21 protein-coding genes are annotated in these 22,838 nt (G+C 74.9%); 5 read left to right on the forward strand and 16 right to left on the reverse strand.

Features of this window, described 5'->3' with window-relative positions; translation table 11 throughout:
* Window positions 1-11: 11 nt before the first annotated feature.
* Genes ACVW07_RS07770 through ACVW07_RS07810 form a run of 9 tightly spaced genes read right to left on the reverse strand, consistent with a single transcriptional unit; the run spans window position 12 to window position 10,659 of the window.
* Window positions 12-1,547 (reverse strand): oligosaccharide flippase family protein, encoded by a 1,536-nt coding sequence (locus ACVW07_RS07770; protein WP_456818672.1) that lies wholly within the window; start codon window positions 1,545-1,547, stop codon window positions 12-14.
* Window positions 1,544-2,887: a polysaccharide pyruvyl transferase family protein gene (locus tag ACVW07_RS07775; protein ID WP_456818673.1), complete on the reverse strand. Its 1,344-nt coding sequence runs from the start codon at window positions 2,885-2,887 to the stop codon at window positions 1,544-1,546. Before ACVW07_RS07775 ends, ACVW07_RS07770 begins: the two co-directional genes overlap by 4 nt.
* On the reverse strand, window positions 2,880-3,980 hold the full coding sequence (locus ACVW07_RS07780; protein WP_456818674.1) for a glycosyltransferase family 4 protein: 1,101 nt from the start codon (window positions 3,978-3,980) through the stop codon (window positions 2,880-2,882). Before ACVW07_RS07780 ends, ACVW07_RS07775 begins: the two co-directional genes overlap by 8 nt.
* Window positions 3,977-5,041, reverse strand: a complete 1,065-nt coding sequence (locus ACVW07_RS07785) for a glycosyltransferase family 4 protein (RefSeq protein WP_456818675.1) — start codon at window positions 5,039-5,041, stop codon at window positions 3,977-3,979. The genes ACVW07_RS07780 and ACVW07_RS07785 overlap by 4 nt, the downstream gene beginning before the upstream one ends.
* Complete coding sequence (locus tag ACVW07_RS07790) at window positions 5,038-6,432, reverse strand: hypothetical protein (protein WP_456818676.1); 1,395 nt, start codon at window positions 6,430-6,432, stop codon at window positions 5,038-5,040. The genes ACVW07_RS07785 and ACVW07_RS07790 overlap by 4 nt, the downstream gene beginning before the upstream one ends.
* Window positions 6,419-7,495 carry a glycosyltransferase gene (locus tag ACVW07_RS07795; protein WP_456818677.1) on the reverse strand — a complete coding sequence of 359 codons (1,077 nt, stop codon included), beginning with the start codon at window positions 7,493-7,495 and terminating at the stop codon, window positions 6,419-6,421. Before ACVW07_RS07795 ends, ACVW07_RS07790 begins: the two co-directional genes overlap by 14 nt.
* 43 nt (window positions 7,496-7,538) lie before the next feature.
* On the reverse strand, window positions 7,539-8,603 hold the full coding sequence (locus ACVW07_RS07800; RefSeq protein WP_456818678.1) for a polysaccharide pyruvyl transferase family protein: 1,065 nt from the start codon (window positions 8,601-8,603) through the stop codon (window positions 7,539-7,541).
* Window positions 8,600-9,622, reverse strand: a complete 1,023-nt coding sequence (locus tag ACVW07_RS07805; protein ID WP_456818679.1) for a glycosyltransferase family 4 protein — start codon at window positions 9,620-9,622, stop codon at window positions 8,600-8,602. Before ACVW07_RS07805 ends, ACVW07_RS07800 begins: the two co-directional genes overlap by 4 nt.
* Complete coding sequence (locus ACVW07_RS07810; protein ID WP_456818680.1) at window positions 9,622-10,659, reverse strand: glycosyltransferase; 1,038 nt, start codon at window positions 10,657-10,659, stop codon at window positions 9,622-9,624. Before ACVW07_RS07810 ends, ACVW07_RS07805 begins: the two co-directional genes overlap by 1 nt.
* 260 nt (window positions 10,660-10,919) lie before the next feature.
* On the opposite strand from ACVW07_RS07810, the gene ACVW07_RS07815 reads away from it, so the two are divergent.
* Window positions 10,920-12,422 carry a polysaccharide biosynthesis tyrosine autokinase gene (locus ACVW07_RS07815; protein WP_456818681.1) on the forward strand — a complete coding sequence of 501 codons (1,503 nt, stop codon included), beginning with the start codon at window positions 10,920-10,922 and terminating at the stop codon, window positions 12,420-12,422.
* 55 nt (window positions 12,423-12,477) lie between these two features.
* On the opposite strand, the gene ACVW07_RS07820 is transcribed toward ACVW07_RS07815, so the two are convergent.
* The 4 genes from ACVW07_RS07820 to ACVW07_RS07835 all read right to left on the reverse strand — a co-directional run bounded on the left by ACVW07_RS07820 (window position 12,478) and on the right by ACVW07_RS07835 (window position 17,188).
* Window positions 12,478-13,035 (reverse strand): hypothetical protein, encoded by a 558-nt coding sequence (locus ACVW07_RS07820; protein ID WP_456818682.1) that lies wholly within the window; start codon window positions 13,033-13,035, stop codon window positions 12,478-12,480.
* Between the two features lie 209 nt (window positions 13,036-13,244).
* Window positions 13,245-15,128 carry a DUF4012 domain-containing protein gene (locus tag ACVW07_RS07825; RefSeq protein WP_456818683.1) on the reverse strand — a complete coding sequence of 628 codons (1,884 nt, stop codon included), beginning with the start codon at window positions 15,126-15,128 and terminating at the stop codon, window positions 13,245-13,247.
* A 75-nt stretch (window positions 15,129-15,203) separates the two neighbouring features.
* Window positions 15,204-15,866 carry a CAP domain-containing protein gene (locus ACVW07_RS07830; RefSeq protein ID WP_456818684.1) on the reverse strand — a complete coding sequence of 221 codons (663 nt, stop codon included), beginning with the start codon at window positions 15,864-15,866 and terminating at the stop codon, window positions 15,204-15,206.
* Entirely contained in the window at window positions 15,863-17,188 is a 1,326-nt protein-coding gene (locus tag ACVW07_RS07835; protein WP_456818685.1) for a UDP-glucose dehydrogenase family protein, read from the reverse strand. Before ACVW07_RS07835 ends, ACVW07_RS07830 begins: the two co-directional genes overlap by 4 nt.
* A 64-nt stretch (window positions 17,189-17,252) precedes the next feature.
* Between ACVW07_RS07835 and ACVW07_RS07840 the strand changes: the two genes are divergently transcribed.
* Complete coding sequence (locus ACVW07_RS07840) at window positions 17,253-17,720, forward strand: VanZ family protein (RefSeq protein ID WP_456818686.1); 468 nt, start codon at window positions 17,253-17,255, stop codon at window positions 17,718-17,720.
* On the opposite strand, the gene ACVW07_RS07845 is transcribed toward ACVW07_RS07840, so the two are convergent.
* Window positions 17,710-19,182 carry an NCS2 family permease gene (locus ACVW07_RS07845; RefSeq protein WP_456818687.1) on the reverse strand — a complete coding sequence of 491 codons (1,473 nt, stop codon included), beginning with the start codon at window positions 19,180-19,182 and terminating at the stop codon, window positions 17,710-17,712. The two genes, ACVW07_RS07840 and ACVW07_RS07845, sit on opposite strands and share 11 nt — an antisense overlap.
* 244 nt (window positions 19,183-19,426) lie before the next feature.
* On the opposite strand from ACVW07_RS07845, the gene ACVW07_RS07850 reads away from it, so the two are divergent.
* From ACVW07_RS07850 to ACVW07_RS07860, 3 genes are all read left to right on the forward strand, one after another.
* Entirely contained in the window at window positions 19,427-20,032 is a 606-nt protein-coding gene (locus ACVW07_RS07850) for an arsenate reductase/protein-tyrosine-phosphatase family protein (RefSeq protein ID WP_456818688.1), read from the forward strand.
* 125 nt (window positions 20,033-20,157) lie between these two features.
* Window positions 20,158-21,633 (forward strand): sugar transferase, encoded by a 1,476-nt coding sequence (locus tag ACVW07_RS07855; RefSeq protein WP_456818689.1) that lies wholly within the window; start codon window positions 20,158-20,160, stop codon window positions 21,631-21,633.
* A gap of 49 nt (window positions 21,634-21,682) precedes the next feature.
* The gene (locus ACVW07_RS07860; RefSeq protein WP_456818690.1) at window positions 21,683-21,934 is read left to right on the forward strand and encodes a DUF2530 domain-containing protein; all 252 of its coding nucleotides are present in this window, start codon (window positions 21,683-21,685) and stop codon (window positions 21,932-21,934) included.
* 46 nt (window positions 21,935-21,980) lie between these two features.
* Here ACVW07_RS07860 and ACVW07_RS07865 read toward each other — a convergent pair whose 3' ends face one another.
* Together ACVW07_RS07865 and ACVW07_RS07870 are read right to left on the reverse strand one after the other, a co-directional pair.
* Window positions 21,981-22,469 carry a hypothetical protein gene (locus ACVW07_RS07865; protein ID WP_456818691.1) on the reverse strand — a complete coding sequence of 163 codons (489 nt, stop codon included), beginning with the start codon at window positions 22,467-22,469 and terminating at the stop codon, window positions 21,981-21,983.
* Window positions 22,466-22,828: a response regulator gene (locus ACVW07_RS07870; protein WP_456818692.1), complete on the reverse strand. Its 363-nt coding sequence runs from the start codon at window positions 22,826-22,828 to the stop codon at window positions 22,466-22,468. The genes ACVW07_RS07865 and ACVW07_RS07870 overlap by 4 nt, the downstream gene beginning before the upstream one ends.
* Window positions 22,829-22,838 lie beyond the last annotated feature (10 nt).

Genomic DNA, 22,838 nt, shown 5'->3' on the forward strand with positions numbered 1-22,838 from the left:
CGTAAGTAAGGTCAGCGCGTGGCGCTCCGGGGACGTGCCGACCGCCGGGCCGCCCGCGTCAGCAGCTCCCGGTCACCGGGGGTCGCGCCCAGCCACCAGTAGAGCCCGGCGTAGAGCACCACCCACACCACCGACCCGAGCGCGATGCCCACGATGCCCGTCGGCGCCCAGGCGTGGGCCACGGCGGCGCCGAGCGCGATCGCCGGGACGCCGGTCCCGAACGAACGGACCAGGTTCTCGCGAGCGAGCACCCCCCAGCGCAGGCCGAGCCGCCGGAGCGCGATCCCCGTGTACACGGGCTCCAGCAGCACCACCGGAGCCGCGATCGCGACGGCCGTGCCGACCACGCCGAGCCGCGGCGTGAGCACCAGCCCGAGGCCGACGCTCGACAGCGCCCACAGCACGTGCAGCCGTGCGTACGACCGGACGTCGCCCTGGGCCGCCAGGACCGGCAGCGCGACCAGATGGTTGTTGTTCGCGAGCAGGGACACGATCAGGATCACGGCGACCGTCGCGGACTCGTCCCAGCCGGGACCCAGCCACCACGCGAGGAACGCCTGGGCGTAGCAGACGAGCGGGCCGGCGATGCAGATCGCCAGCACGTTCGCCCGCCGGGAGGCCGACACGTACAGCCGCCGCACGCCGTCGCCGTCGCCCTGCACGTAGGCCGCCGTGGCGTGCGGGAGGACGGCCGTCCCGAGCGCGTTCGTGACGTCCTTGCACAGCCGGTAGATCCGGAACCCTGCCCCGAACACCGTCACCGCCGCGATGGGCAGCAGCGCCGAGACGAGCAACGTCCCCGACTGCATGATGACCAGCCCCGCCAGCCCGACGACGAGGAGGTCGAGCGTGAGCCTCGACATCGACCGCAGCCGGGCGACGCTCGCCTCCCGCAGCCGGGCCCGCGCCTCCGGTACGGCCGCGCGCCGGACGAGCCACAGGACGGCGACCGTGACCGCCATGAGCACGGTGTCGGCGCAGGCGACCACGAGGATGTCGTCGGTGAACCGCAGCACGACGAGGGTCACCACCACCCGCAGCACCATGGCGACCACGGCCGTGCCGTTCGCGAGGTCGAGGCGCCCCCCGCCCGTGAGGACGAAGCGGTTGAGGGTGGTCGCGCTCGCCGCGACGACCTGCAGCGCCGCCAGCACGGCCAGCCCGCGGGCGGTGGTGGCCAGGTCCGGCGGGATGTCCACCACGGGGCGCAGCACCACGTAGGCGAGGGCGACGACCCCCGCACCGGCCACGGCCAGCACGGCGAAGAACGCCGAGCTCGTCGCCACCACCGAGCGCAGCGCCGCGACGTCCCGGCGGGCGACCGCCTCGGCGACGTAGCGCGAGGTGGCTCCCGCCATGCCGAGGTCCTGGGCCGCCAGGATGACGATCGACGTCGCCAGCAGGTAGAGCCCGTACGCGTCCGTGCCGACGGCCCCGGCGACGACCGGGAACAGGACGAGCTGTCCCAGGGCCGTGACGATCTGCGTGGCGTACGTCGACGCGATGTTCCGGCCGAGCGACGACGTCCGCGCGACGCCGGGCGTCACGGCGCGCTCCGGGCGAGAGCGGCGACCTCGGCGCCCGCGGCACGGACCCGGCGGGCCGCGTCGGCCGCCCGCCGGGTCGCGACGTGGCCCCGGGCCCGCCGCTCCGCCCAGGCGGTGCGCACCTGCCGCAGCAGCCGCCCGTCCGCCAGCTCCTCGATGGGGAGCCACCAGTCCGCGAGCCCGAGCTCCTCGAGGATCCCCGCCGTCTTCGGCTGGTACGCGATCGCCACGACGGGCGTGCCCGCGCAGATCGCCAGGATGTTGGCGTGCATCCGGGTGCCCACCAGGAGGTCGAGACGGGCGTAGATCCTGCTCAGGTCGGCGGGCGAGACCCCCGGGTCGACGACGAGGTGGGGCACCCCGGCGCGGGCGAGGTCACGCGCGAGCCGGAGGCTGACCGGGCCGTCCATCGTGGTCTGCGGGACGACGACGACCGCCGCGCCCTCGTGGGCGTGCAGGTCCGCCACCGCGCCGAGGACCGCGGCGAGATAGGTCTCCATGTCACGGGCGGGCGCCGCCGAGCCGGGGAAGGTGTGCTGGCGCACCGAGACGCCCACCAGGCCGGTGCCGTCCCGGCCGAGCGCCTCGACGCGACCCAGCTCGGCCGCGCCGAGCTCGGAGAGCGGGCCGGGCGCGGAGGCGAAGCCGAGGTCGGGCATCGCCCGGATCCGGGCCGGCTCCACACCGAGCTCGCGCAGCGTGGCCGCACTGCGCGCCTCCCTGACGAGCACGAGCCGGGGCAGCCGCAGGAAGCGACGGGCCGCCCCCAGGTGGCGCCCGGCGAAAGGCCCCACCGAGCACGGCCCGAGCACGACGGGACTGCCGAGGGCGTCGGCGAGGACGAGGGTCGGCAGGTGGAACAGCCACGTGTCGTCCGCCTCGCGGGGCGCCATGAGGTAGCCGCCGGGCACCGTGACGGTCAGGTCGGCCGACGTGACGGCCTCCGCCAGCGACCGCACCTTCGCGGGCACCAGCCGGCAGGCGAGCGCCGGTCGTCGCAGGTACAGCCGGGCCCACCAGCGGACCGCCACCTCCACGACCCGGGTGGACGCGAGCCGGTACGCCGTCAGACCCCGCCGGAGCACCGGCGATCTCCCGGCGACCCGTGCGCTCCCCCGCGCGAGCGTCGAGGTCGGGTCCAGCAGCATCGGGAGCACGGGAACGTCGAGCTGCTCGGCGTCGACGAGAGGCGTGTATGACGTGAGCGCGACCGTGGACGCACCCATCGTGGATCGCAGCCACTCGATGTGCGCCTGGACCAGGAGGGCGTCGCCCTTGTTGCCCCACGTGTAGGCACCGGGCGCGAACACCCGGAGCGCGGGGGCCGGGGCGTCACACACCGGTCCCTCCGGCCGCGAGCGCGAGCAGGTGCTCCTCGAGGGCGTCGACCGCGCGGTCCCACGTGTAGGCGGCGATCGCCGCCTGGCCGCGCCGCGCCAGCGCCACCCGGGCGTCCACGTCGGTGGCGAGGGCGACCGCCGCCGAGGCCATCGCGCTGCTGTCCCCCCGCGGGACCACGCGCGCCGTCCGGCCGGGCACCGCGTAGTCGAGCACGCCCGGGTTGTCCGCGGCGACGACCGCCACGCCGCAGGCCATGGCCTCCGCCGGGGGCAGCGGCCACCCCTCGGCGAGGCTCGGGTGCAGGTAGACGGCGAGCTCGTTGAAGTAGTCGACGAGGGCGTCCCCGCCGAGCCGCTCCCGGTACTCGACCCACCCGGGCAGGCCCGCGGGCCGCGGCCACCGGCCGTAGAGGCAGGCGCTCAGCCCGGGGACCGACCGCCGGGCCTCCTCGAGCGCGGCCAGGCCGACGTCGGTCGCCTTCCACCGCGCGGGGTGCACCAGCATCCCGACCCGGTGCGGGTCCCGGCCCTCGATGGGGACCCGGACCCGGAACGTGTCGAGGTCGATCCCGTTCGGGACGTACGCCACCTCCGACGTCGGGTCGAGCTCTCCGGCCAGCTCCACGAGCCAGCGGGAGATGACGACCTTCGAGAGCGGCAGCCGCCAGGTCCGGTCGACCTCGCGCGCGTCCCCGTCCCACGTCTCGTGGTGCTGGATCAGGTAGGCGCCCGCACCGGCCCGGGCCGGCCGGCGCGCGACGTAGGGGGCGGTGTGCCACGCCGTGGCCACGGTGACGTCCGCCGTCGGCAGGTCGTCCGGATCGGCGCGGTGCGGCACCAGCACCCGCACCCCGTCGTGCAGGTCGATCCACGGGATGCCGGTCCCGTGCCGCCGCCGCACCAGACGCTCACGGACGGCACGCGGGTCGACCACGCGACGCGCCCCGCGGAACTGCAGCCCTGGCGACGGCATGACGACGCGGACGTCGTGCCGTCTGCGCGCGAGCCGGTCGGCGTACTCGAGCACCACCCGGTACCCGCCCGAGACGGTCGACCGGAAGCCGGGCAGCACGAACGTGATCGCGAGGGTCACCGCGGCCCCCTGTGGCCGACCCCTGCGGCCGCCCGCAGGCACGCCCGCTCGAACGTCGGTGCGACCGCGGCCACGCCGAAGAGCGCGACCGCCCGGTCACGGGCCCGCACGCCGAGCGCACCCCGGGCCGCCGGGTCGACGAGCGCGGCCAGCGCGTCGACGAGCGCGTCGACCGAGCCGGGCCGGACGAGGATCCCGGTGCCGTCGGTCGCCCAGCGCGCCCCGGGCAGGTCGGACGCGACGACGGCACGGCCGAGCATCATCCCGTCCACCAGCTTGACGGGCACCTGGCCGCGCGAGAACGGGGTGTCCCGGCTGGGCGCGGCGACCACGTCGCTGGTGCGGGCGACCTCGAGCCCGTCCTCGAGCGAGGTGGGGCCGATCCACTCCTCCCAGGGCCGGGCGTCGGCGGGCGGCCGGTCGGTCACCACGAGCCGGTAGCCGTGCTGCTGGCTGCGTTCGACGGCGCTCCGCAGCAGGTCGACACCCTTGTGGGGCTGGTCGGTGCCGACGAACGCGACGACCGGCGCGCTCGGCCGGTGCGGCGCGCCGGGGCCGGTGTCCGGCCGGACGTGGGGAACCACGTCACCGCCCCACCGCCGGGCGAGCACCGGGTTCCCGGCCGTGGTGGGCACCCCGGCGGCCGCGCGGCGGAGCCGGACGAGCTCGGCCGCCCGGCGGGGCCGCAGCACCGCCCGGCCGATGCGCCGGGCGGGGCGCCGCCAGGAGAGCGCGTGCTCCAGGTGCGCGTCGTCGATGTCGAGCAGCAGGGGTCGGTCGAGCGTGCGGCACAGGTCGATCGCGACACCGAACGACGTGGGCAGCGGCTTCACGGCGACGACCAGGTCCGACCGGTGCACGAGCGCCCGGACGGCCTCCGGGTCGGCACCGACGGCGCAGCGCGCGGCGAACGGCGTCCCCCGCAGCGGACCCCAGACCGCCGAGCCCTCGGAGGACAGGACGGTGGTCTGCCATCCCAGCGAGTGCGCCAGGAGCCACAGGCAGTAGGTCCGCCCGAGCGAGTTGTCGGAGAAGCTCGGCGTCATCATGGCGAGCCTCATCCCGGCACCGGCTCCCCGGCGGCGTCCGCCGGGGCCTGGCAGGCGGCCGGCAGGTCGTCGGGGCCCGTCGTGCCCTCGCGGGCCCGCGCCACCGCGTGCGCGAGCCAGAGCACGCCTGCCCCCGTGACGAGGAAGCGCCCCTGGGCGAAGTACAGGATCCGCGCCGACTCGAGCAGACCCACGAACCCGCAGCTGTACGCCACGAGCGCGCCCAGGCTGCCCCGGGACACGGCCGCGTAGACGGCGCCCCACAGCGCACCGACGAGCCCGGCGTACAGGACCATGCCGCCGATCCCCAGGTCCGCGGCGAGCACCAGGAACGTGCCGGTGTTGACGAACTCCGGGTTCGAGTACTGGACCAGGACCGCCTGCCACCACGTCCCGACGCCGAGGTCGCCGATCACGGGCGTGCCCAGGACCGCGCCGACGGCCCGTCCCACCAGGGGGAACTCCCACAGCCCCTGGAACGGGTACAGCGCGAGGTGGCTCTGGCCACGGACCGCCTCGAAGTACAGGGCACCGTTGTTCACCGACGTCGCGTAGTAGCCCAGCAGCCGGTCGGTCACGTAGGGCCCGAACGCTCCGGAGGACCCGTCCCGTCGGGCGGCCCAGCTGCGCGAGTACTCGAAGGCGGCGAACACCGCCCAGAGCAGCGGCGGCCCCAGGAGCGGCAGCGCCCGCACCGCCGCGCGGGTCCGCGGACGCAGGCCGGACGGGATGAGGCAGAGCACCAGCACCGCGGGCACGGCGATCTCGATGAGCGCCAGCCGCTCCCCGTACAGCAGCGCCCGCGCCACCGTGAGCGCCGCGACGACCCACAGGTACGACGGGTGCGCGACGCACCGGGCGCGGCGCAGCAGCACCGAGACGCACACCATCACCGGAGCGAGCTGCGTGAGCGTGGTGATGCCCGCGATGGGCGAGCTCACGTCCTTGAGCGAGGACACGGCGCCCCGTTCGGTGTCGAGCACCGCCCGGACCATCTCGGCGCTCGCCCCGCCCCGGACGGCGCTGCCGACCCACACCGTGTACGCCAGCACGACGAGGACGAACATCGCACGCTCGACGCGCTGGAGGGCCGCGACCTGTCCGGCGGTGAGGCGGAGCGTCGCCGACCGGCGGCCCCAGGTCCGCAGCGCGGGCAGGAGCGATCCGAGCATCATGGCGAACGCCCCGACGAGCGTGATCCGGTAGTGCGCCGCGGCGAACACCCGCGGGACGGCCCAGGAGTCGAACGACGCGTCGCTCGCGGACAGCACCCAGGTCGCCAGCCCGACGCCGAAGATCGCGACGGGGACGACGGGGTGCAGCCACCACGCGAGCTCGACCCGGAGCTCGACCGCCCGGGGCCGGCGACCGTCGGGGACGGGGGTCCGCTCAGGCACGGCCACCGGCCACCTCCTCCAGCACGGCGAGGAGCTGCGCCGCCTTCGCCGACCAGTCCTGCGCGCGGGCGCTCTCGCGGCCCGCGGCGTTCGCGCCCGGGGCGTCCAGCGCCTCGCCGACGTGGTGGACGGCCTCCTCCGGGCTGCCGTAGAGCCACGTCCCGGGGGTGGCCCGCTCGGCCAGCGAGGGCGTCCGGGACGCCACGACGTACAGGCCGCTGGCCAGGTACTCGTAGTACTTCATCGGGCTCCGGCCGGCGTTGCGGGCGTGCCCGGTCAACGGGATGAGGCCGACCTGGGCGCGGGCCAGCACGGGCTGCACCTCGGCGTACGGCACCCTGTCCAGCACCGAGACCGACGGGGGCAGTCCGGGCCCGGGCGCTCGGGTGACCGGGCCGGCGATCGTGGTGGGGACCGTGGGGAACGCCCGCGCCACGGTCGTCACGAGCTCCCAGTCGAAGCGTTCGTCGACCGCACCCACGTAGACGATGCCGGCGCGCCGGGCGACCTCGTCGGGCGCGCAGAAGCGGGCGAACTCGACCCCGTTCTCCACGACGACGCGTGGCGTGGCGGCCGGGACGGGGTCCAGCGACTCGAGCACCGGCCCGGACGTCGCGACGACGGCGTCCGCGTGCTCCACGAGCCACCGCTCGCGACGCCGGGCGAGCCCGCCCACGTGCACGTCCGTCGGCCGGTACACGAGCCCCCGCGCACCCAGCCGCCGGGCGACGGGGGCGAACAGGGGCTGGTCCACCACGAGCACGTCGGGTCGTCCCAGGCCGCGGGCCTCGATCCGCCGGCACGTCGCCGCCGTCCCGCCGCCCAACCGCATCGGGACGGCCGCCCGGGGCACCAGGTGCGTGGTGCCGTGCTCGTCGACCCACCAGCCGCGCCGGGCCGCCGCCGCACGTTCCGCGTCCGCCCGGCCACCGACACCTTGGAGCGGCGACCAGGCGGTGGACACGTGCAGGACCTCGTGCCCGCGCAGCGTCAGCTCCCGCGCGTAGTGGTGGCTGCCCACGCGCAGGTAGGAGCCCTCGACGGCATGGCTCGCCAGCACGATCCTCATCGCGCCACCCCGCCGCGGCCGGGGAGCGAGCGCACCGTCCCGCTCATCGGGCGTGCGCCTCGGCGACCGAGGCCCGCAGGCGCGCGACGATCCGGGCCCGGTCCTGCCGTGCCGCGTCCGACCCGGCGGCGACGGCGTCGTCGTAGCGCCGCCGGGCGTCCGCGTCGGCCGTGAGGCGGCCCAGCTGCCGCCGCACCTCGTGCGGGTCGCAGCGGAACGCGTTGTGCACGTACTCGGGCAGCCCGAGGTCGTGGAACGCGCCGAAGCCCTTGCGCTCGTAGGCGAGGTGGACCACCAGGTGGCCGGCCTGCAGGGCCATCAGGGCGGCGTGCAGCCGCATGGCGACGACGACACGGCGCGGGCCGGCTCCGGCGTCCATGAGCTCGTCGGCCGCGAGGACCCGGCGCGGCGCCGTCTGCGCCGTCGCCGCCGTGTCGTCGTTGGCGCCCACCCGGCTCTGCACGTAGCCGTCGTGGATCCCCACGTCCCGGGCCAGGCGACGGACCGCCGCCGGGACCCGGCCGTGGACGGCGCGCACCGACACGACCGGCACCGGGTCGACCCGCTGGTCGTGGTGCGGGACGAACGCGCCCGTCGACAGGGCGAGGTCGGGGCACCGGACGGGACGGGCGTCGGCGACCTCCCGGAGCGAGCGGTCGTCGCGGACCATGAGCTCGCCGACCCGGCCCAGCCGTCGCACCACCGCCCGGCGGGTGCCGAAGCGCAGCGGGCCGACGCTCTGCGGCAGGTAGACGACCGGGCCGCGACGGGCGGCCGCGGTCCACAGCTGCGGCCCGTGCACCAGCGCGGCCGTGACCAGCTCGCGCGGCCGGCCGGCGCGCAGGTACCCGCCTCCGACGCCCACCAGCACGTCGAACGCGCCCGGGTCGGCGAGCACCCGGCGGTAGTCCCGGTCGTACCCGCGCAGCGACGGCCGGGAGCCCACCGCGGCGATGCCTGCGGCGCGGAACGAGTCCGGCCGCGACGCCGCGACGGTGACCTCGACGTCCGCCCCGAACGCCTCCCGGACGAGGTCCAGGGTCGCGTCGACGAGCAGCCCGTCACCCGCGTTCTCGCGGCTGTAGGCGTGCAGGACGAGGACCTTCATCCGGCGAGCACCGCCCGGTACACGTCGACGTGCCGGCCGACGCTCGCGTCCCAGCTGAACCGCCCGGCCCACCGGGGCCCGTCGGTCGCGGCCCGGTCCCGCCAGCTCTGGTCGGCGAGCGCGTCGAGCACGCCGTCGGCGATCCCGTCCGGACCGAGGGACTCCAGGATCCGCGCCGGACCGGCGATCTCGGCGAGCGCCCCGTTGCGTGAGGTGACGACAGGGGCGCCGAGCGCCATCGCCTCGAGCACCGGGAACCCGAAGCCCTCGTACCTGCTGGGGAACACGAACAGCTCGCAGCCGCGCACGAGCGCTGTCCGGTCCGCGTCGCTGACGAACCCCAGGTGGTCGACCCGGTCGGACGCCGCGATCTCGCGCAGCGCCTCCTGGTAGCCCCAGGCCGGCCGGCCGGCGACGACGAGGCGGACGCCCGCGCGGCGGAGGCGGGGGTCGTCGAACGCGCGCACCAGGTTCGCCACGTTCTTGCGGGGCTCGATGTTGCCGACGTAGAGCGCGTAGGGACCGCGCGCCGGTCCGCCGCCGCCCCCGGCACCGAGGTCGGCCGCGGGAGGGTCGATGCCGTGCGGGACGACGACCACCTTGTCCTCCGGCACGCCGAACACATCGACGACGTCCCGTGCGCTGGACGACGACACGGTGATGACGCGGTCCGCGTGCCGGGCGGCCGCCGCGACCCTGGTGCGCCAGACGCGTTCCGCCGTGGGCGAGCGCACCCCGGGCACCCAGCGGCTCGCGACACCGTGGATGGTGACCACGCACGGGCTGCGGGTGGCGAGCAGAGGACCGGAGTCGGCGGTGTAGTGCAGCACCGTGCCGTCGTCGTGCCGGGTGAGGCCGGCGACCGTCTCGAGCAGCGCGGTGGCCGCGGCCCACCGGCCGGCGCGGATGCGACCCACGGTCACACCGCGGGACGTGAGGCCGTCGGCGAGGTGCCGGCTGTACGTGGTGTTGCCGCCGACGTGCCTGTCGAGGATCCGGGCCGGCATCAGGACGCGCATCACGCCCACCTCGTCCGGACCCTGGCGCGCACCACGCCCTGCGGGACCGACGCGTACACGGCCCGGGCGCAGCCGGCGACCGCGCCCCTGTTCATCCGCTCGACGAGCCGCCTGCCGGCGTCGACCGTCGACCGGGCCGCGGCCTCGTCGTCCAGCAGGGTGCCGACCTGCGCGGCCAGCCGCGCCTCGGGGACGACCGGGAGGCCGCTCGAGGCGAACGCCGGGATGTCCCGCAGCGCCAGCGGCACCCGGCGCGCCGCGGCGTCGAGGACACTGACCGGGAAGCCCTCGTAGTCGGCCGTGTGCAGGTACACCGCTGTCCGGTCCAGCTCGCCCTGCACCAGCCGGCCGTCCAGCCAGCCCGTCACCCGCACGCCGGCGTCCTCGAGGTCCTGGCGTCCCCGCCGGTCGCCGTCCCCGATCCACACGAACTGCGCGCCGAGGTGCGCGCAGCGTCGCGCGACCTCCCGGAACAGGTCGGGACGCTTCTGCGCGGTGATGCGGCCGATGGTGGCGACCTGCCGTGCCGGCGTCCGCGGCTCGGACTCGTCGCGCACGTCCACCAGCGGCGCGTTCGGCAGGCGGGCCACCCGGACGCGGCCACCGAGCGTCCGTGCGGCGTCCGCCTCGGACTCGCTCACCACCGCGACCACGCCGGTGCGCCGGGCGAGCGCGGCCTCGACCCCCCACCGCGCGGCACGCTCCGGTGCGCGGAGCGCCGGCGCGACGAAGCCGAACCCGTGCGGCTGGTACACGACCGGCGTGCCGACGCGACGGGCGCGGACGTACACGCCGGCCCACGACGAGTGGGCGTGCACCACGTCCGGCCCGACGGCGTCGACCCGGTCGGCGACCTGACGGACCCGCCGCCGCAGGCCGTCCGCCATCCGGACCGCGGAGGCCCAGTCCCCGGACCGCGGGCGCTGCGAGCCCGCGAACAGCAGGTGGTGCTCGATCTCCGGCGTGGCACGCGCGAGGGTGTCGACGGCGCGCCCGACGCCCGCCTCGTAGCACTCGACCACGTGCAGGACCCGCACTAGCGGCCTGCACCCCGGGCCCGCGGTCCGGGTCCGTGCGCCCGCCAGGACGGCACGGCACGCTCGACGTCCGACATCAGGGCCCCCATCGCTCTGTTCCCCCTGTACCAGCGCGATCCTCCGGTCAGGCTAGCTTCCGGCGCCGCCGGGCGACACAGGGGACGGCGTCGCCCTCCCGGGACGGTCCGGAGCGGCCGTGAGAGCATGAACCGACCTTGGGGGCACGGTCGGGTTCGGCCGCGGCAGGCGGGAGCTACCGGGTGGAGCTGCACCAGTACGTCGCGATCCTGCGCAAGAGATGGCCGACGATCGCCGTCCTCACCGCCCTCGGGCTGGTCCTGGCGGTGGCCGTCACGGTGACCGCCACCCCGCTCTACACGGCGACGACCAAGGCGTTCGTGTCCGTGCGGTCCGGCGAGACGGTCGGCGACCTCGTCCAGGGCTCCACGTACTCGCAGAACCAGGTGCGGTCGTTCGCCCAGCTCGCCACGATGCCGACGGTGCTCGACCCGGTGATCGACGACCTCGGCCTCGACGTCGGCCCCGGGACGCTGGCGGCGAACCTGGCCGTCACGGTGCCGCAGAACACGGTGATCATCGCGATCTCCGCCACCGACCCCGTCCCGGAACAGGCCGCGGCGATCGCGGACGCCGTGGCAGCGCAGCTGGCGAAGGCCGTCGCCGACCTGTCCCCGACGGAGGGCGCCGACCCGATCCGCGTCTCCACCGTGGCGGAGGCGGGGGTGCCGACCACGCCGAGCTCCCCCAACCCGAAGGCCAACCTGGTGGTCGGGCTGATGCTGGGCCTGGCCCTCGGCGTCGCCGGCGCGGTGGCGCGCGAGCTGCTCGACACCAAGGTCCGCACCGAGGAGGACCTGCGCAAGGTCACGGACTCGTCGGTGATCGGCTCGATCCCGCTCGACGGCACGGCCGAGCAGAGCCCGCTCGTGGTGCAGGGCAGCCCGCAGAGCCCCCGCGCCGAGGCGTTCCGGCGGCTCCGGACGAACCTGCAGTTCCTCGACGCGGGTGAACGGTCGCGGGCGATGGTGCTGGTGTCCGCGATCCCCGCGGAGGGCAAGTCGACGACGGCGATCAACCTCGCGATCACGCTCGCGGACGCCGGCACGCGCGTCGCGCTGGTCGACGCCGACCTGCGGCGGCCGAGCATCGCGTCGTACCTCGGCATGGAGGGGAGCGTCGGGCTGACCACGGTGCTCATCGGCCGGGCGGACCTCGAGGACGTCATGCAGCCGTGGGGCAACGACTGTCTCGACGTGCTCCCTGCCGGGCAGGTGCCGCCGAACCCCAGCGAGCTGCTGGGGTCGCAGGCCATGTCGACCGTGCTCAAGGAGCTCGCGGGGCGCTACGACGTGGTGCTCGTCGACACCGCTCCGCTCCTGCCCGTCACCGACGGGGCGATCCTCGCGAAGCTCGCCGGCGGCGCCCTCGTCACGGTCGGGTCGGGGACCGTCACCCGGCACCAGCTGGCGGAGGCCCTGGGGTCGCTCGGGTCGGTGGGCGCGCGGGTGCTCGGCATCGTCATGAACAGGACCACGCGGCAGGGCGACCGGTACCCGTACTACGACTACTACCCGGCCGACCGACCGCAGGCCTCGGGGCCGTCGACGTCCCCGGACGCGGCACCGGCGGCCGGTCCCGCGGCGGCGCCGCGGCACGCCCGGGAGGGGGTCCCCACCGCCGTGCACGCATGGCCGGGAGAGAAGATGGGCCGGCCGGCCGAGCCGCACCACAGGGAGGCGTGACGCCCCACCTCGCCCGGTGCGGTTGCCCGGAGCTCGGTCGTCCAGGCCCGGTCGCTCAGGTGGCACGGCGGCGTTGCCGCGCGACGACCACCGCTCCGGTCCCGACGAGGAGCACCGCGGCCGCGCCTGTCGCGAGCGGCAGCACGTCGCCGCCGGTGGCGGAGAGACCGCCCGCTGCCGTCCCGGCGGCCGCGGACGTCCTCGAGGACAGTCCGCCCGCCGCGGCACCGGTGCCTGTGACGGGCACGACGACCGTCTGGGTCGTCGTCACGCCGCCCTCCGTGACCGACACGTCGTACACGCCGGGCGCGGTGAGCGTGACGTTCGCGGTCGCGGTCCCCTGGGCGTCTGCCCTGATCTGCGACGACACCCGGCCGCTGATCTGGATCGCACCGTCGGGCGTGGCCGGGTTGCGCGACGCGATGGTGAGCAGGCCGGTCGCCCCCGGCAGGAACCCCTCGCACGTGATCGTGAAGATGATGCCCTGCTGCGTGATCACGATGTTGAGCGTGCAGGTGATCACCGTGGGCGGGTAGGCCGCCGACACCCCGGCCGCCGGGGCCAGGGCCAGGGCCGCTGCGGTGGCAGCGGTCGCGATCAGACGTCCCCTCATGGCAACCCCCCCAGGTGCGCGTGCGACGAGCGAGGAGCCCGCTGCGCGATGCCAGTTTTCCCACGATAGCGAGAGGCTCCGGATGCGCACACCTCCGACGATCCCGGCGCCGGAGCGACCGGACGACCGAGGACGCGACGCGCCGGCCGCGCGACCACACCCTGCGCGGACGCCCTCGGAGGGCTTGTCGGCGGGTCAGCGGCGGGTGTTCACGATGTGGACGGATCCCCGCACCGGGTCGCCGTGACGACGGGTGCGGCGCCCAGGACGGTGGGCGTCGACCGGACCACCGGCACCCCAGGCTGGCCGGGCCCGGACGCGATCTCGACGTCCAGCGTGAACGAGTCGCCGGGCGCCAGCTTCACCGTCCGCGCCGCCACGGCCAGCCCGTCGTGGAGCTGGGAGAACAGGCCCGGCTTGCCCGAGCTCACCTCGTGCGACACGACGCTCCCCCCGGCCGGCGAGTACACGAGCACGTTGGTCCAGATCTCCCCCGGCGGTGCAATGCCGGCCGCCCGGCCGGTGAGGTAGTCGGGCAGCCCGGCGGCGTCCGCCGGCGCGGTGGACGTCAGCGTGAGCCCCAGCTGCATCACCTGCGACCCGTCCGGGCGGCAGTCCGTCTGCTCCAGCGTGATCGCCGGCCGCAGGAAGTAGCCCATCTTGTCGGCGTTCGCGTCCTCCAGGTACACCCCGACCACCGGGGAGTCGCCGCGCCGGCCCGCCAGCTCGCCCGCCAGCACGGTGCCGGCGAGCAGGCGCTGCTCCGCGGGCTGGGCGGACCACACGTTCAGCCGCCCGTCGCGGGCCGCCTCCGCGAGCGCGTCGACCAGCCTGGCCGAGCCCCCGGCGCCTGCCGTCAGGGCGTCGAGCACGGTGCGGGCCGCGGACGAGAAGAACGCGTCCTGTGCCGCGGTGTCGTCGGTGTCGAGGTAGATCTGGTGGAGCAGGAGCTGTTCGGCGTTGTCGGCGCTGAGCGTGCGCCCGTCGGCGAGCGACACGGGCCCCGTCGCAGCCAGCACGTTCGCGAGCGCCCCGGGGTCGACGGACAGGACTCCGTCGACGTCGCCGCCCACCTTCTGCTGCCAGATCGCCCGGGCGAGCTGCCCGGTGCGCGGAAAGTCCGGCGTCAGCGTCACGTCCAGCATCGACTCGCCGACATGGGGCCCGAACAGTGCGGCCTCGCCCTCGGTGGGCGTCAGGGCCGGCTCGGGCAGCCCGCCGAGGGCGCTGCCGGCCCGCTCGTCGGCGATCTCGACGCGCCCGTCCTGCGCGGTGAGCAACAGGACGGTTCCGGGGATGCCGCCGGTCGAGCGCGGCTCGGCGTTGTTCTGGACGAGCAGCAGGTACCGCCGGGGGCCGTCGGCGCCGAGCATGGGCGGCAGCAGCCGGACGGCTCGGGACGCGGTCGCCGTCGTGGTGGCCATGTCGGCGACCTGGGACCTGAGCTGTGCGACGGGCCCGGCGACGAGCGGCAGGAGGCGCGCCGAGTCGATGCCGGCGAGACGGCCCTTCGCGGCCGTGACGGCGACGTCGGCGGCGACCACCCGTGGTGCCACGTCGATCATGGGCTGCAGGTCCATGCGACCGTCGACCGGCGCGAGCGTCGTCGGGTCGATCACGCCGGTCGCGTCGACCAGCGCGGGCAGCGCCGTCGTCGCGAGGTCGTCCACCACCTCGCCGACCACCCGCACGGCGCGCACGTCGGGGCCGATCCAGGGCAACGCGCCGGCGACCGCCCACTGCGTCCCGCTGGTCGCGTCGCGGGCCGCGGCGGCGTGCTGCTGCAGGTCGCGCACCGTCGAGGCGGCCCGCTCGTCCTCGCCCGCCTCGACCTGCGCGCGCAGGGCCACCACGTCGTCCGCCGACGCCTGCAGGTGCTCGCGCGCGGTCAGCGCGTCGAGCCCCACCCAGGCGGCGCACACCACCACGAGCACCACCACCGCGGCCGCGCCGGCGACGGACCACCGCAGGACGCGTCGGCCGGTCGCCCTCCGACGTGCCCGGCTGCGCCGCACCTCGGCGTCCGGGTGCCGCGGCGGCCGAGCCGGCACCTCCACCGACGACCAGCGCTCACCCCACCGCGGATCTGTCACGTCAGGCCCCCGTCTGTCGCGTAGTGCGATGCTAACCACGGCGGTGCGGGGAGGTCAGTCAGGCCAGGTGGCCGGTCACGCGTGACCGAGGAACACCTGGGAGCAGACGAGGGTGTCGCCGTCGCGGGCGCAGCCGACACCGACCCGGTCGAGGTCCGGCGCCAGCAGGTTCGCCCGGTGGCCCGGGGAGTCGAGCCACAGCCCGACGACGGCGCGCGCCGTGCCGGCGCCGCGGCTGAGGTTCTCGGCGGCCTTCGAGGACGCGCACCCGTCGATCACCGGCTCGAGGTCGGCGTGCGCGAGCTCGCGGCCCACCAGGGCACGCGCGCGGTCGACGGCCTGGTCGGCGGCGCAGTCCGACCAGCTGAGCGCCGGGAGCCCTGCGGCGGCCCGGGCGTCGTTGGTGCCGACGACCAGCGCCCGCGCGTATCCGGCGGGGTCGACGTCCGCCGACCAGCGTGCGTCGGGATCGGCCGCGCCGGGATCGGCCGCCGCGGCCGGCGGCGGCTCGGCCGTCTCCGGCGCCCCGCTCGGAGCCGCGCCGGCCGGCGGGGACGTGGGGGCCGGCGTCGCCGCACGCGTGGCCGGCGGCATCTGGATCGTCGCGGGACCGTCACCACCGGCCTGCCGGACGAGCAGCGCCACACAGACGCCGGCGAGCAGCATCCCGGCGACCACCAGGGCCCACCCCGTGCGCGCCGCGCCCGCCGGGGCACCGACGGGCCGGCCTCGGGTCACGGCCGTCCGAGAGCCCGGTACGTCCAGCCGGCGGCGCGCCACTCCTGCGGGTCGAGGACGTTGCGACCGTCGAGGATGCGGCGGTGGGCGACGACGTCGGCGAGCTTGTCGGGCTCGAGTGCCCGGTACTCGTCCCACTCGGTGGCGAGCAGCACCACGTCGGCGTCGACGGCGGCCTCGAGGGCCGTCTCGGCGAACCGCAGGTCCGGCCACTTGGCACGCGCGTTGCGGATGCCCTGCGGGTCCGTGACTGTGACGTGCGCCCCCTGGAGCTGCATCTGCGCGGCCACCGACAGGGCCGGCGAGTCCCGCACGTCGTCGCTGTCGGGCTTGAACGCGGCGCCGAGCACCGCGACGCGGCGGCCGACGATCGAGCCGTGGCACACCTCGCGGGCCAGGTCGACCATCCGCACCCGGCGGCGCATGTTGATCGAGTCGACCTCCCGCAGGAAGCCGAGGGCGTCGCTGACGCCGAGCTCGCCCGCCCGGGCCATGAACGCACGGATGTCCTTGGGCAGGCAGCCGCCCCCGAACCCGAGGCCCGCATTGAGGAACCGGCGTCCGATGCGCGCGTCGTGCCCGATGGCGTCGGCGAGGCGGGTCACGTCGGCCCCCGTCGCCTCGCACAGCTCGGCCATCGCGTTGATGAAGGAGATCTTCGTGGCCAGGAACGAGTTCGCGGCGACCTTGACCAGCTGCGCCGTGGCGTAGTCCGTGACGACGAGCGGCGTGCCCTCCGCGAGCGGGACGGCGTACACGGCGTCGAGGACCTCGCGCGCGGCCACGCCCTCGGGGGTCGGTGCGCCGTCGCTGTCCGTGGGCAGGCCGTAGACGAGCCGGTCCGGGTGCAGCGTGTCCTTGACGGCGAAACCCTCCCGGAGGAACTCGGGGTTCCACACCAGGACGGCGTCCGTGCCGTCGAGCCGACCTGCGAGCGCCTCGGCCGTGCCGACGGGGACCGTGGACTTGCCGGCCACCACGTCGCCGGCCTTGAGGTACGGCCGCAGGGCGGCGAACGCCTGCTCGACGTAGGAGAGGTCCGCGCGGAACTCGCCGTGGACCTGCGGGGTGCCGACGCACAGGAAGTGGGCGTCCGCCGTGGCCGCCTGCGCCATGTCGGTGGTGAAGCGGAGCCGGCCCGTGGCCCGCGCCTCGGTGAGCAGCTCGGGCAGCCCCGGCTCGTAGAACGGCGCCTCGCCCGCCTCGAGGAGCTCGACCTTGCGGGCGTCGACGTCGATCCCGACGACCTCGTGGCCCAGCTGCGCCATGCACGCAGCGTGCACGGCACCGAGATACCCGCAGCCGATGACCGAGATGCGCACGTTCCCCCCAGAGTGGTCGAATGCCGGACGAATGACCCAGCGCCCCTAACGTACGGTGTGCCGCATGGTCGTGGGACCGCCGAAGAGGCGAAAAACGGTCGGTGCGCTGGCGGTGTACCTGCTGCTCGTGGCGCGCGTCACCCTGTGGCCGACGGACGCCTACGGCGACACGCTCGATGTGGTCCGGACGGTCCTCTCGTGGCTGTCCGACCGTGGTCTGCCGGTCACCTACGCGGGCGTCGAGGCCGTGAGCAACGTGCTGATGTTCGTGCCGTTCGGGGTGCTCGTCGGCCTGCTCGTCCGGCGGTCGTGGGTGGTCGTGCTGCTCGGCTGCGCCACCTCGACGGCCATCGAGCTCGCGCAGCTCGCCTTCCTTCCCACCCGGGTGCCGACCGTCCAGGACGTGGTGATGAACACGCTGGGGGCCGCGCTCGGCCTCGCCGGACTGCGCTGGTGGGCCCACCGTGCGGCGGGCCGGGTCCCCCGGCAGGAGGACCCGGCGCCGGCGGGCGCGGCGGACGTCAGCCGATGAGGGCCTGGATCGGTCCGCGCACGAAGTAGAGCGCGAAGAGCGCCGCGACGACCCACATCAGCACGTGGACCTCGCGGATCTTGCCGGTGAACGCCTTGATCACCACGTACGTGATGACGCCCGCGCCGATGCCGGCCGTGATCGAGTACGTGAACGGCATCAGGACGATCGCGAGGAACGCCGGGATGGCGACCTCCGGGTCCTTCCAGTCGATGCCGAGCACCTGCGTGACCATGAGGTAGCCGACCACGACGAGCGCCGGGGCGGCCGCCTCCGACGGGATGATCTCGACGAGCGGGGCGAGGAACGTCGCGAGCAGGAACGCGATGCCCGTGACGACGGACGCGAACCCGGTGCGGGCACCGTCGCCGACGCCGGACGCGGACTCGATGTAGCTGGTGTTCGACGAGATGCCCGCGGCACCGCCCGCAGCGGCGGCGATCGAGTCGACCACGAGGATGCGCTGGACCTGCGGCGGGTTGCCGTTCTCGTCGAGCAGGCCGGCCTCGCCGCCGACGGCGACCATCGTGCCCATGGTGTCGAAGAAGTCCGCGAGGAGCAGCGAGAACACCAGCAGGACGACGGCGACGACGCCGAGCTTCGGGATCGAGCCGAACAGCGAGAAGTGCCCGAGGAGGCCGAAGTCCGGGGTCGCGACCACCGAGTCGGGCACGGCCGGGACGTTCAGGGACCAGCCGCCCGGGTTGTCGACCTTGGAGCCGACGGACGCGATCGCCTCGACGATGATCGCGAGGATCGTCGTGCCGATGATCGACAGGAGGATCGCGCCGCGGACCTTCTTGACGATGAGCACGATCATCGCGAGCAGGCCGAGCACGAACACGAGGACGGGCCAGGTGGACAGCGAGCCGTTGATGCCCAGCTCCACGGGGGTGCCGCCACCGGGCGGGACGCGCACGAACCCGGCGTCGACCAGGCCGATGAACGCGATGAACAGGCCGATGCCCACGCTGATCGCCGTCTTGATCTCGAGCGGGACCGCGTTGAACACGGCCTGGCGGAACCCGGTGAGCACCAGGCCGAGGATGATCAGTCCTTCCATCACCACGATGCCCATGGCGTCCTGCCACGACATGTCCGGCAGGGCGGCGATCGAGAACGCGACGACGGCGTTGAGGCCGAGCCCGGTGGCGAGCGCGAGCGGGAAGTTCGCGACGACGCCCATGAGGATCGTGAGCACACCGGCGACGAGCGCGGTGGTGGCGGCGATCGTCGCGAAGTCGGCGAGGGTGTTCCCGGTGCCGTCCTTGACGCCGCCGAGGATGATCGGGTTGAGCACGATGATGTAGCTCATCGTGAAGAAGGTCACCAGTCCGCCACGGACCTCGGTGCCGATGGTCGAGCCGCGCTCGGTGATCTTGAAGTAGCGGTCGACAGCGTTCTTCGGGGGCGCAGTGCGTTCGGCCTGCGCGGTGCCGCGAGGGCTGGGGGTCGAGGCCATGCGGCGAAGTGTAGGAGACACAGCACCTTCACCTACCCCCTCCACGGCGTGCCGCAACATGCCCGACACATGCGGTACGGCGACGCCCGTCCCGCGGGGCGAGACGCGCACTGACCTGCGGCTGGGCTGAACGGGTGGCACCGCCACCCGATCGGCCCAACCGGGCCCCGGGAGGGCGCACACCGGGGTGGGGTCCGTCACAGCGGCACACCACCGTCGTCACGTTCTCGGCATCATGGTCCCCGTGAACCCCGATCCTTTCCGCGTGCTCGTCGTGTGCACGGGCAACGTGTGCCGCTCCCCCGCGGTCGAGCGCCTGCTCGCCGCCGGGCTCGGCGCCGCGTACCGCGGCAAGCGGCCACGGGGGTCCCTCGCACCCGCGATCGAGGTGGCGAGCGCCGGCACCGCGGCCATGGTCGGGGCGCCGATGACGCCCGAGATGGCCGCGCTCGTCGGCTCCGCCGGGCTGGACCCGGACGGGTTCCAGGCCCGCCAGCTGTCGTCGGCGATGGTGCAGCGCGCCGACATCGTCGTCGCACTGACCCGGGACCACCGGTCCGCCGTCGTGGAGCTGCACCCCGCAGCGGTCCGACGCGCGTTCACGCTGCGCGAGCTGGCCCGGCTTTCCTCGCTCGTGGAGCCCGCCGAGCTGCCCGGGGCAGGGGCCACGACCGCCGACCGGCTGCGCGCGCTCGTGCCCCTCGTCGCCTCCCGGCGCGGCCTCGTGCCGACCCTCCCGGCCCACGACGACGTCCCCGACCCGTTCGGCCGGGGGGATGCCGCCTACCGCCGGAGCTTCGCCCAGATGGCTCCCGCCGTGGAGGCCGTCGTCGCGGCAGTGCGCCGGTGACTGCAGTCACGGTCCGCTCTTGCGCGACCCGACGGCATCGGGGATCGTCGGTGCTCTGACAGATCCCGCCGAGCGCGTGACGCCCGCCGGCGGCGGTCCGAGGCAGACAACGGTTCGGGGGGCCCGTGGTCGAGATCGAGAGCGTCCGCAGAACGTCCAGCAAAGGGCCTTCACAGGGTGCCGACGCCGGTCGCGCCTGGCTGCCGGGCTACGTGCGGAGGCTGCGCGCGGCCGACGCCCTCGCGATCACGGTCGCCGTGGTCGCCGCCTACCTGGTCCGGTTCGGTGCCGACGACCGCGCCGTCGCCGGCTCCTACTCGCCGACCTACCTCGCGGTGTCCATGGCGCTGGTGGTGGTCTGGTTCGTCTCGCTCGCGGCCGCCCACGTGTGGGACCGCCGCGTCCTGACGCTCGGCTCCGGCGAGTACACCGCGGTGTTCACCGCCACGTGGCGGCTGTTCGCGGTCGTGGCGATCGTCGCGTACCTCGCCAAGATGGACGTCGGCCGGGCGTTCCTCGCGATCGCGTTCCCGCTGGGCCTCACGCTGCTGCTCCTGGAGCGAGCCGTGTCACGACGGTGGCTGCGGGCACGGCGCGGTCGTGGCGAGTGCCGCACGCCCGTGCTCGTGGTCGGCCAGCGCGAGCACGCCGAGAGCCTGATCCGCGAGGTCGCCGCGGACACGTCACGCAGCCTCGGGGTGGTCGGTGTCTGCGTGCCGGGCGGGACGCGAGACCGGGGCGAGCAGCTGCTCGGTGTCCCCGTGGTGGGCAACCTCGCGAGCGCCGCCCGGAGCGCGACCGCCGTCGGCGCCCAGGCGGTCGCCGTGACCGGGTCGGACGAGCTCACCGCGGCCGTGGTCCGCCAGCTCGGGTGGGACCTGGAGCAGTCGGACACCGACCTGCTCGTGGCGGGCGCGCTCACCGACATCGCGGGTCCGCGGATCCACGTGACGCCGGTCGCGGGCCTCCCCCTCATGCAGGTGGACCCGCCGCGGTTCGTCGGCCCCCGGTACGTCGTGAAGTCCGTCGCCGACTGGTGCGGAGCGCTCGTCCTCACCCTGCTGCTGGCACCCGTGCTGCTCGTCGTCGCCGCCGCGGTCGCCGCCTCGAGCACCGGCTCCGTGCTCTACACGCAGACCCGCATCGGCCGGGCGGGCACGACGTTCCGGATGCTCAAGTTCCGCACCATGGTCGCGGACGCCGAGCTGCACGTGGACGAGGTCATGGCGGACGGCCGGCCCGGGCTGTTCTACAAGCGGCGGGACGACCCGCGGGTCACCCGCGTCGGACGGTTCCTGCGCCGCTACTCGCTGGACGAGCTGCCCCAGCTGCTCAACGTGCTGGGCGGGTCCATGAGCCTCGTCGGCCCACGACCGCAGGTCGCCAGCGAGGTCGCGCTGTACGACCGCGCCGCGCACCGCCGGCTGCTCGTCAAGCCCGGCCTCACCGGGCTCTGGCAGGTGTCCGGGCGGTCCGAGCTCAGCCCCGACGAGTCCATCCGCAAGGACGTCTACTACGTGGAGAACTGGACGCTCTTCGGCGACCTCGTGATCCTGATGCGGACGGCGCGTGCCGTGCTCGCCGGTCAGGGTGCGTACTGACCGCCCTGGTCGCCGGGAGCCGTCCGGGTGCGTGGCGTAGCCTCCCAGGGTGGCCCTGCGCTCCCTCGCCCTGCGGACCCCACCCGCCCCCGTGCCGGTGGACCTGGGCCGGGTCATGCTCGTCGGCAGCGCGGTGTGGCTCGTGGCCCTGGGCGTGTCGACGCTGCTCGCCCTCGTCGGGGCGGTCTCGTGGATGCTCACCTGGGTGTGCGTCGCCGGCCTCGTGACCGGCATGTTCGGCTGGGACTGGGCACGGCGGCACGGCGCCACGGCCGCCGCCGGCACGGGCCCGTCGGACTGAACCGTCCACCTGTTCGTGGGCTGAGGGCCGCCCGACCAGGCCGCCCTCAGACCACGAGCAGCGAGAACCCGCCCCGGCCGTAGCCCGCGACGTCCACGTCGAGGTCGGTCCGCGGCACGAACGCGCTGACCCACCTCGCGACGTCCGCGGGCAGCGGGTGCCCGGGCTCGTACACGGTGTCGAGCCGGACGTGCGGCGCACCCTCGGCGTTGAAGAACGCCGACATGACGTTGAGCACCTCGCTGGCGTTCTCCAGCAGGTTGGCCGGCAGACCGCCGTGGTGCGCCGCCTGCTGGGCCAGCTTCACCGGCACGAGTCCCAGGGCCGCCCCGAGGTACGCCGCGAGCGGCACGTCGAGCAGCACGAGCCCGCTCAGCGCCATGTGGTTGTCGACGTAGACGCCGACGAGGTCGCCGTCGCCGGCGGTCGGCTCCTGCATCTTGCCCGTCGCGTACACCTCGACCTCACGGCCGACGAGGCTGTTGAGCAGGTCCTTGACGTCCTTCGCCGCGGCCAGCGGGGTGTCGGCGCTCATGCGAGCACCGGCTCGATGACCTCCCGGAAGGACTCCGGGGTGAAGGGCTTCGAGACGAGGAAGAGTGCCCCGGCCGCCTCGGCGGTCGAGCGCATCTCCGGCGAGCTCTCCGACGTGACGAACCCGAACGGGGTCTCGAAACCCTCCGCACGGAGCGCGTTGAGCAGCTCGATGCCGTTCATGTTGGGCATGTTCCAGTCGGACAGCACCACGTCGGGCTCGTCGGCGCGGACCGCTGCGAGCGCCTCGGCACCGTCGGACGCCTCACGGACGTCCCAGTCGTACCCGGCCTGGCGCAACGTGCGGATCACGATCTGGCGCATCACGCGGCTGTCATCGGTCACGAGGACGCGAATCATGCGGTGCTCC

Source organism: Cellulomonas sp. URHB0016 (assembly GCF_054057935.1).

Excerpts from the sequence above, each read along its gene's own strand:
- ACVW07_RS07785 (WP_456818675.1), bottom strand. The coding sequence starts at position 5,041 with ATGAGGCTCGCCATGATGACGCCGAGCTTCTCCGACAACTCGCTCGGG.
- ACVW07_RS07795 (WP_456818677.1), bottom strand. The coding sequence starts at position 7,495 with ATGAGGATCGTGCTGGCGAGCCATGCCGTCGAGGGCTCCTACCTGCGC.
- ACVW07_RS07800 (WP_456818678.1), bottom strand. The coding sequence starts at position 8,603 with ATGAAGGTCCTCGTCCTGCACGCCTACAGCCGCGAGAACGCGGGTGAC.
- ACVW07_RS07805 (WP_456818679.1), bottom strand. The coding sequence starts at position 9,622 with ATGCGCGTCCTGATGCCGGCCCGGATCCTCGACAGGCACGTCGGCGGC.
- ACVW07_RS07820 (WP_456818682.1), bottom strand. The coding sequence starts at position 13,035 with ATGAGGGGACGTCTGATCGCGACCGCTGCCACCGCAGCGGCCCTGGCC.
- ACVW07_RS07840 (WP_456818686.1), top strand. The coding sequence starts at position 17,253 with ATGGTCGTGGGACCGCCGAAGAGGCGAAAAACGGTCGGTGCGCTGGCG.
- ACVW07_RS07845 (WP_456818687.1), bottom strand. The coding sequence starts at position 19,182 with ATGGCCTCGACCCCCAGCCCTCGCGGCACCGCGCAGGCCGAACGCACT.
- ACVW07_RS07865 (WP_456818691.1), bottom strand. The coding sequence starts at position 22,469 with ATGAGCGCCGACACCCCGCTGGCCGCGGCGAAGGACGTCAAGGACCTG.
- ACVW07_RS07870 (WP_456818692.1), bottom strand. The coding sequence starts at position 22,828 with ATGATTCGCGTCCTCGTGACCGATGACAGCCGCGTGATGCGCCAGATC.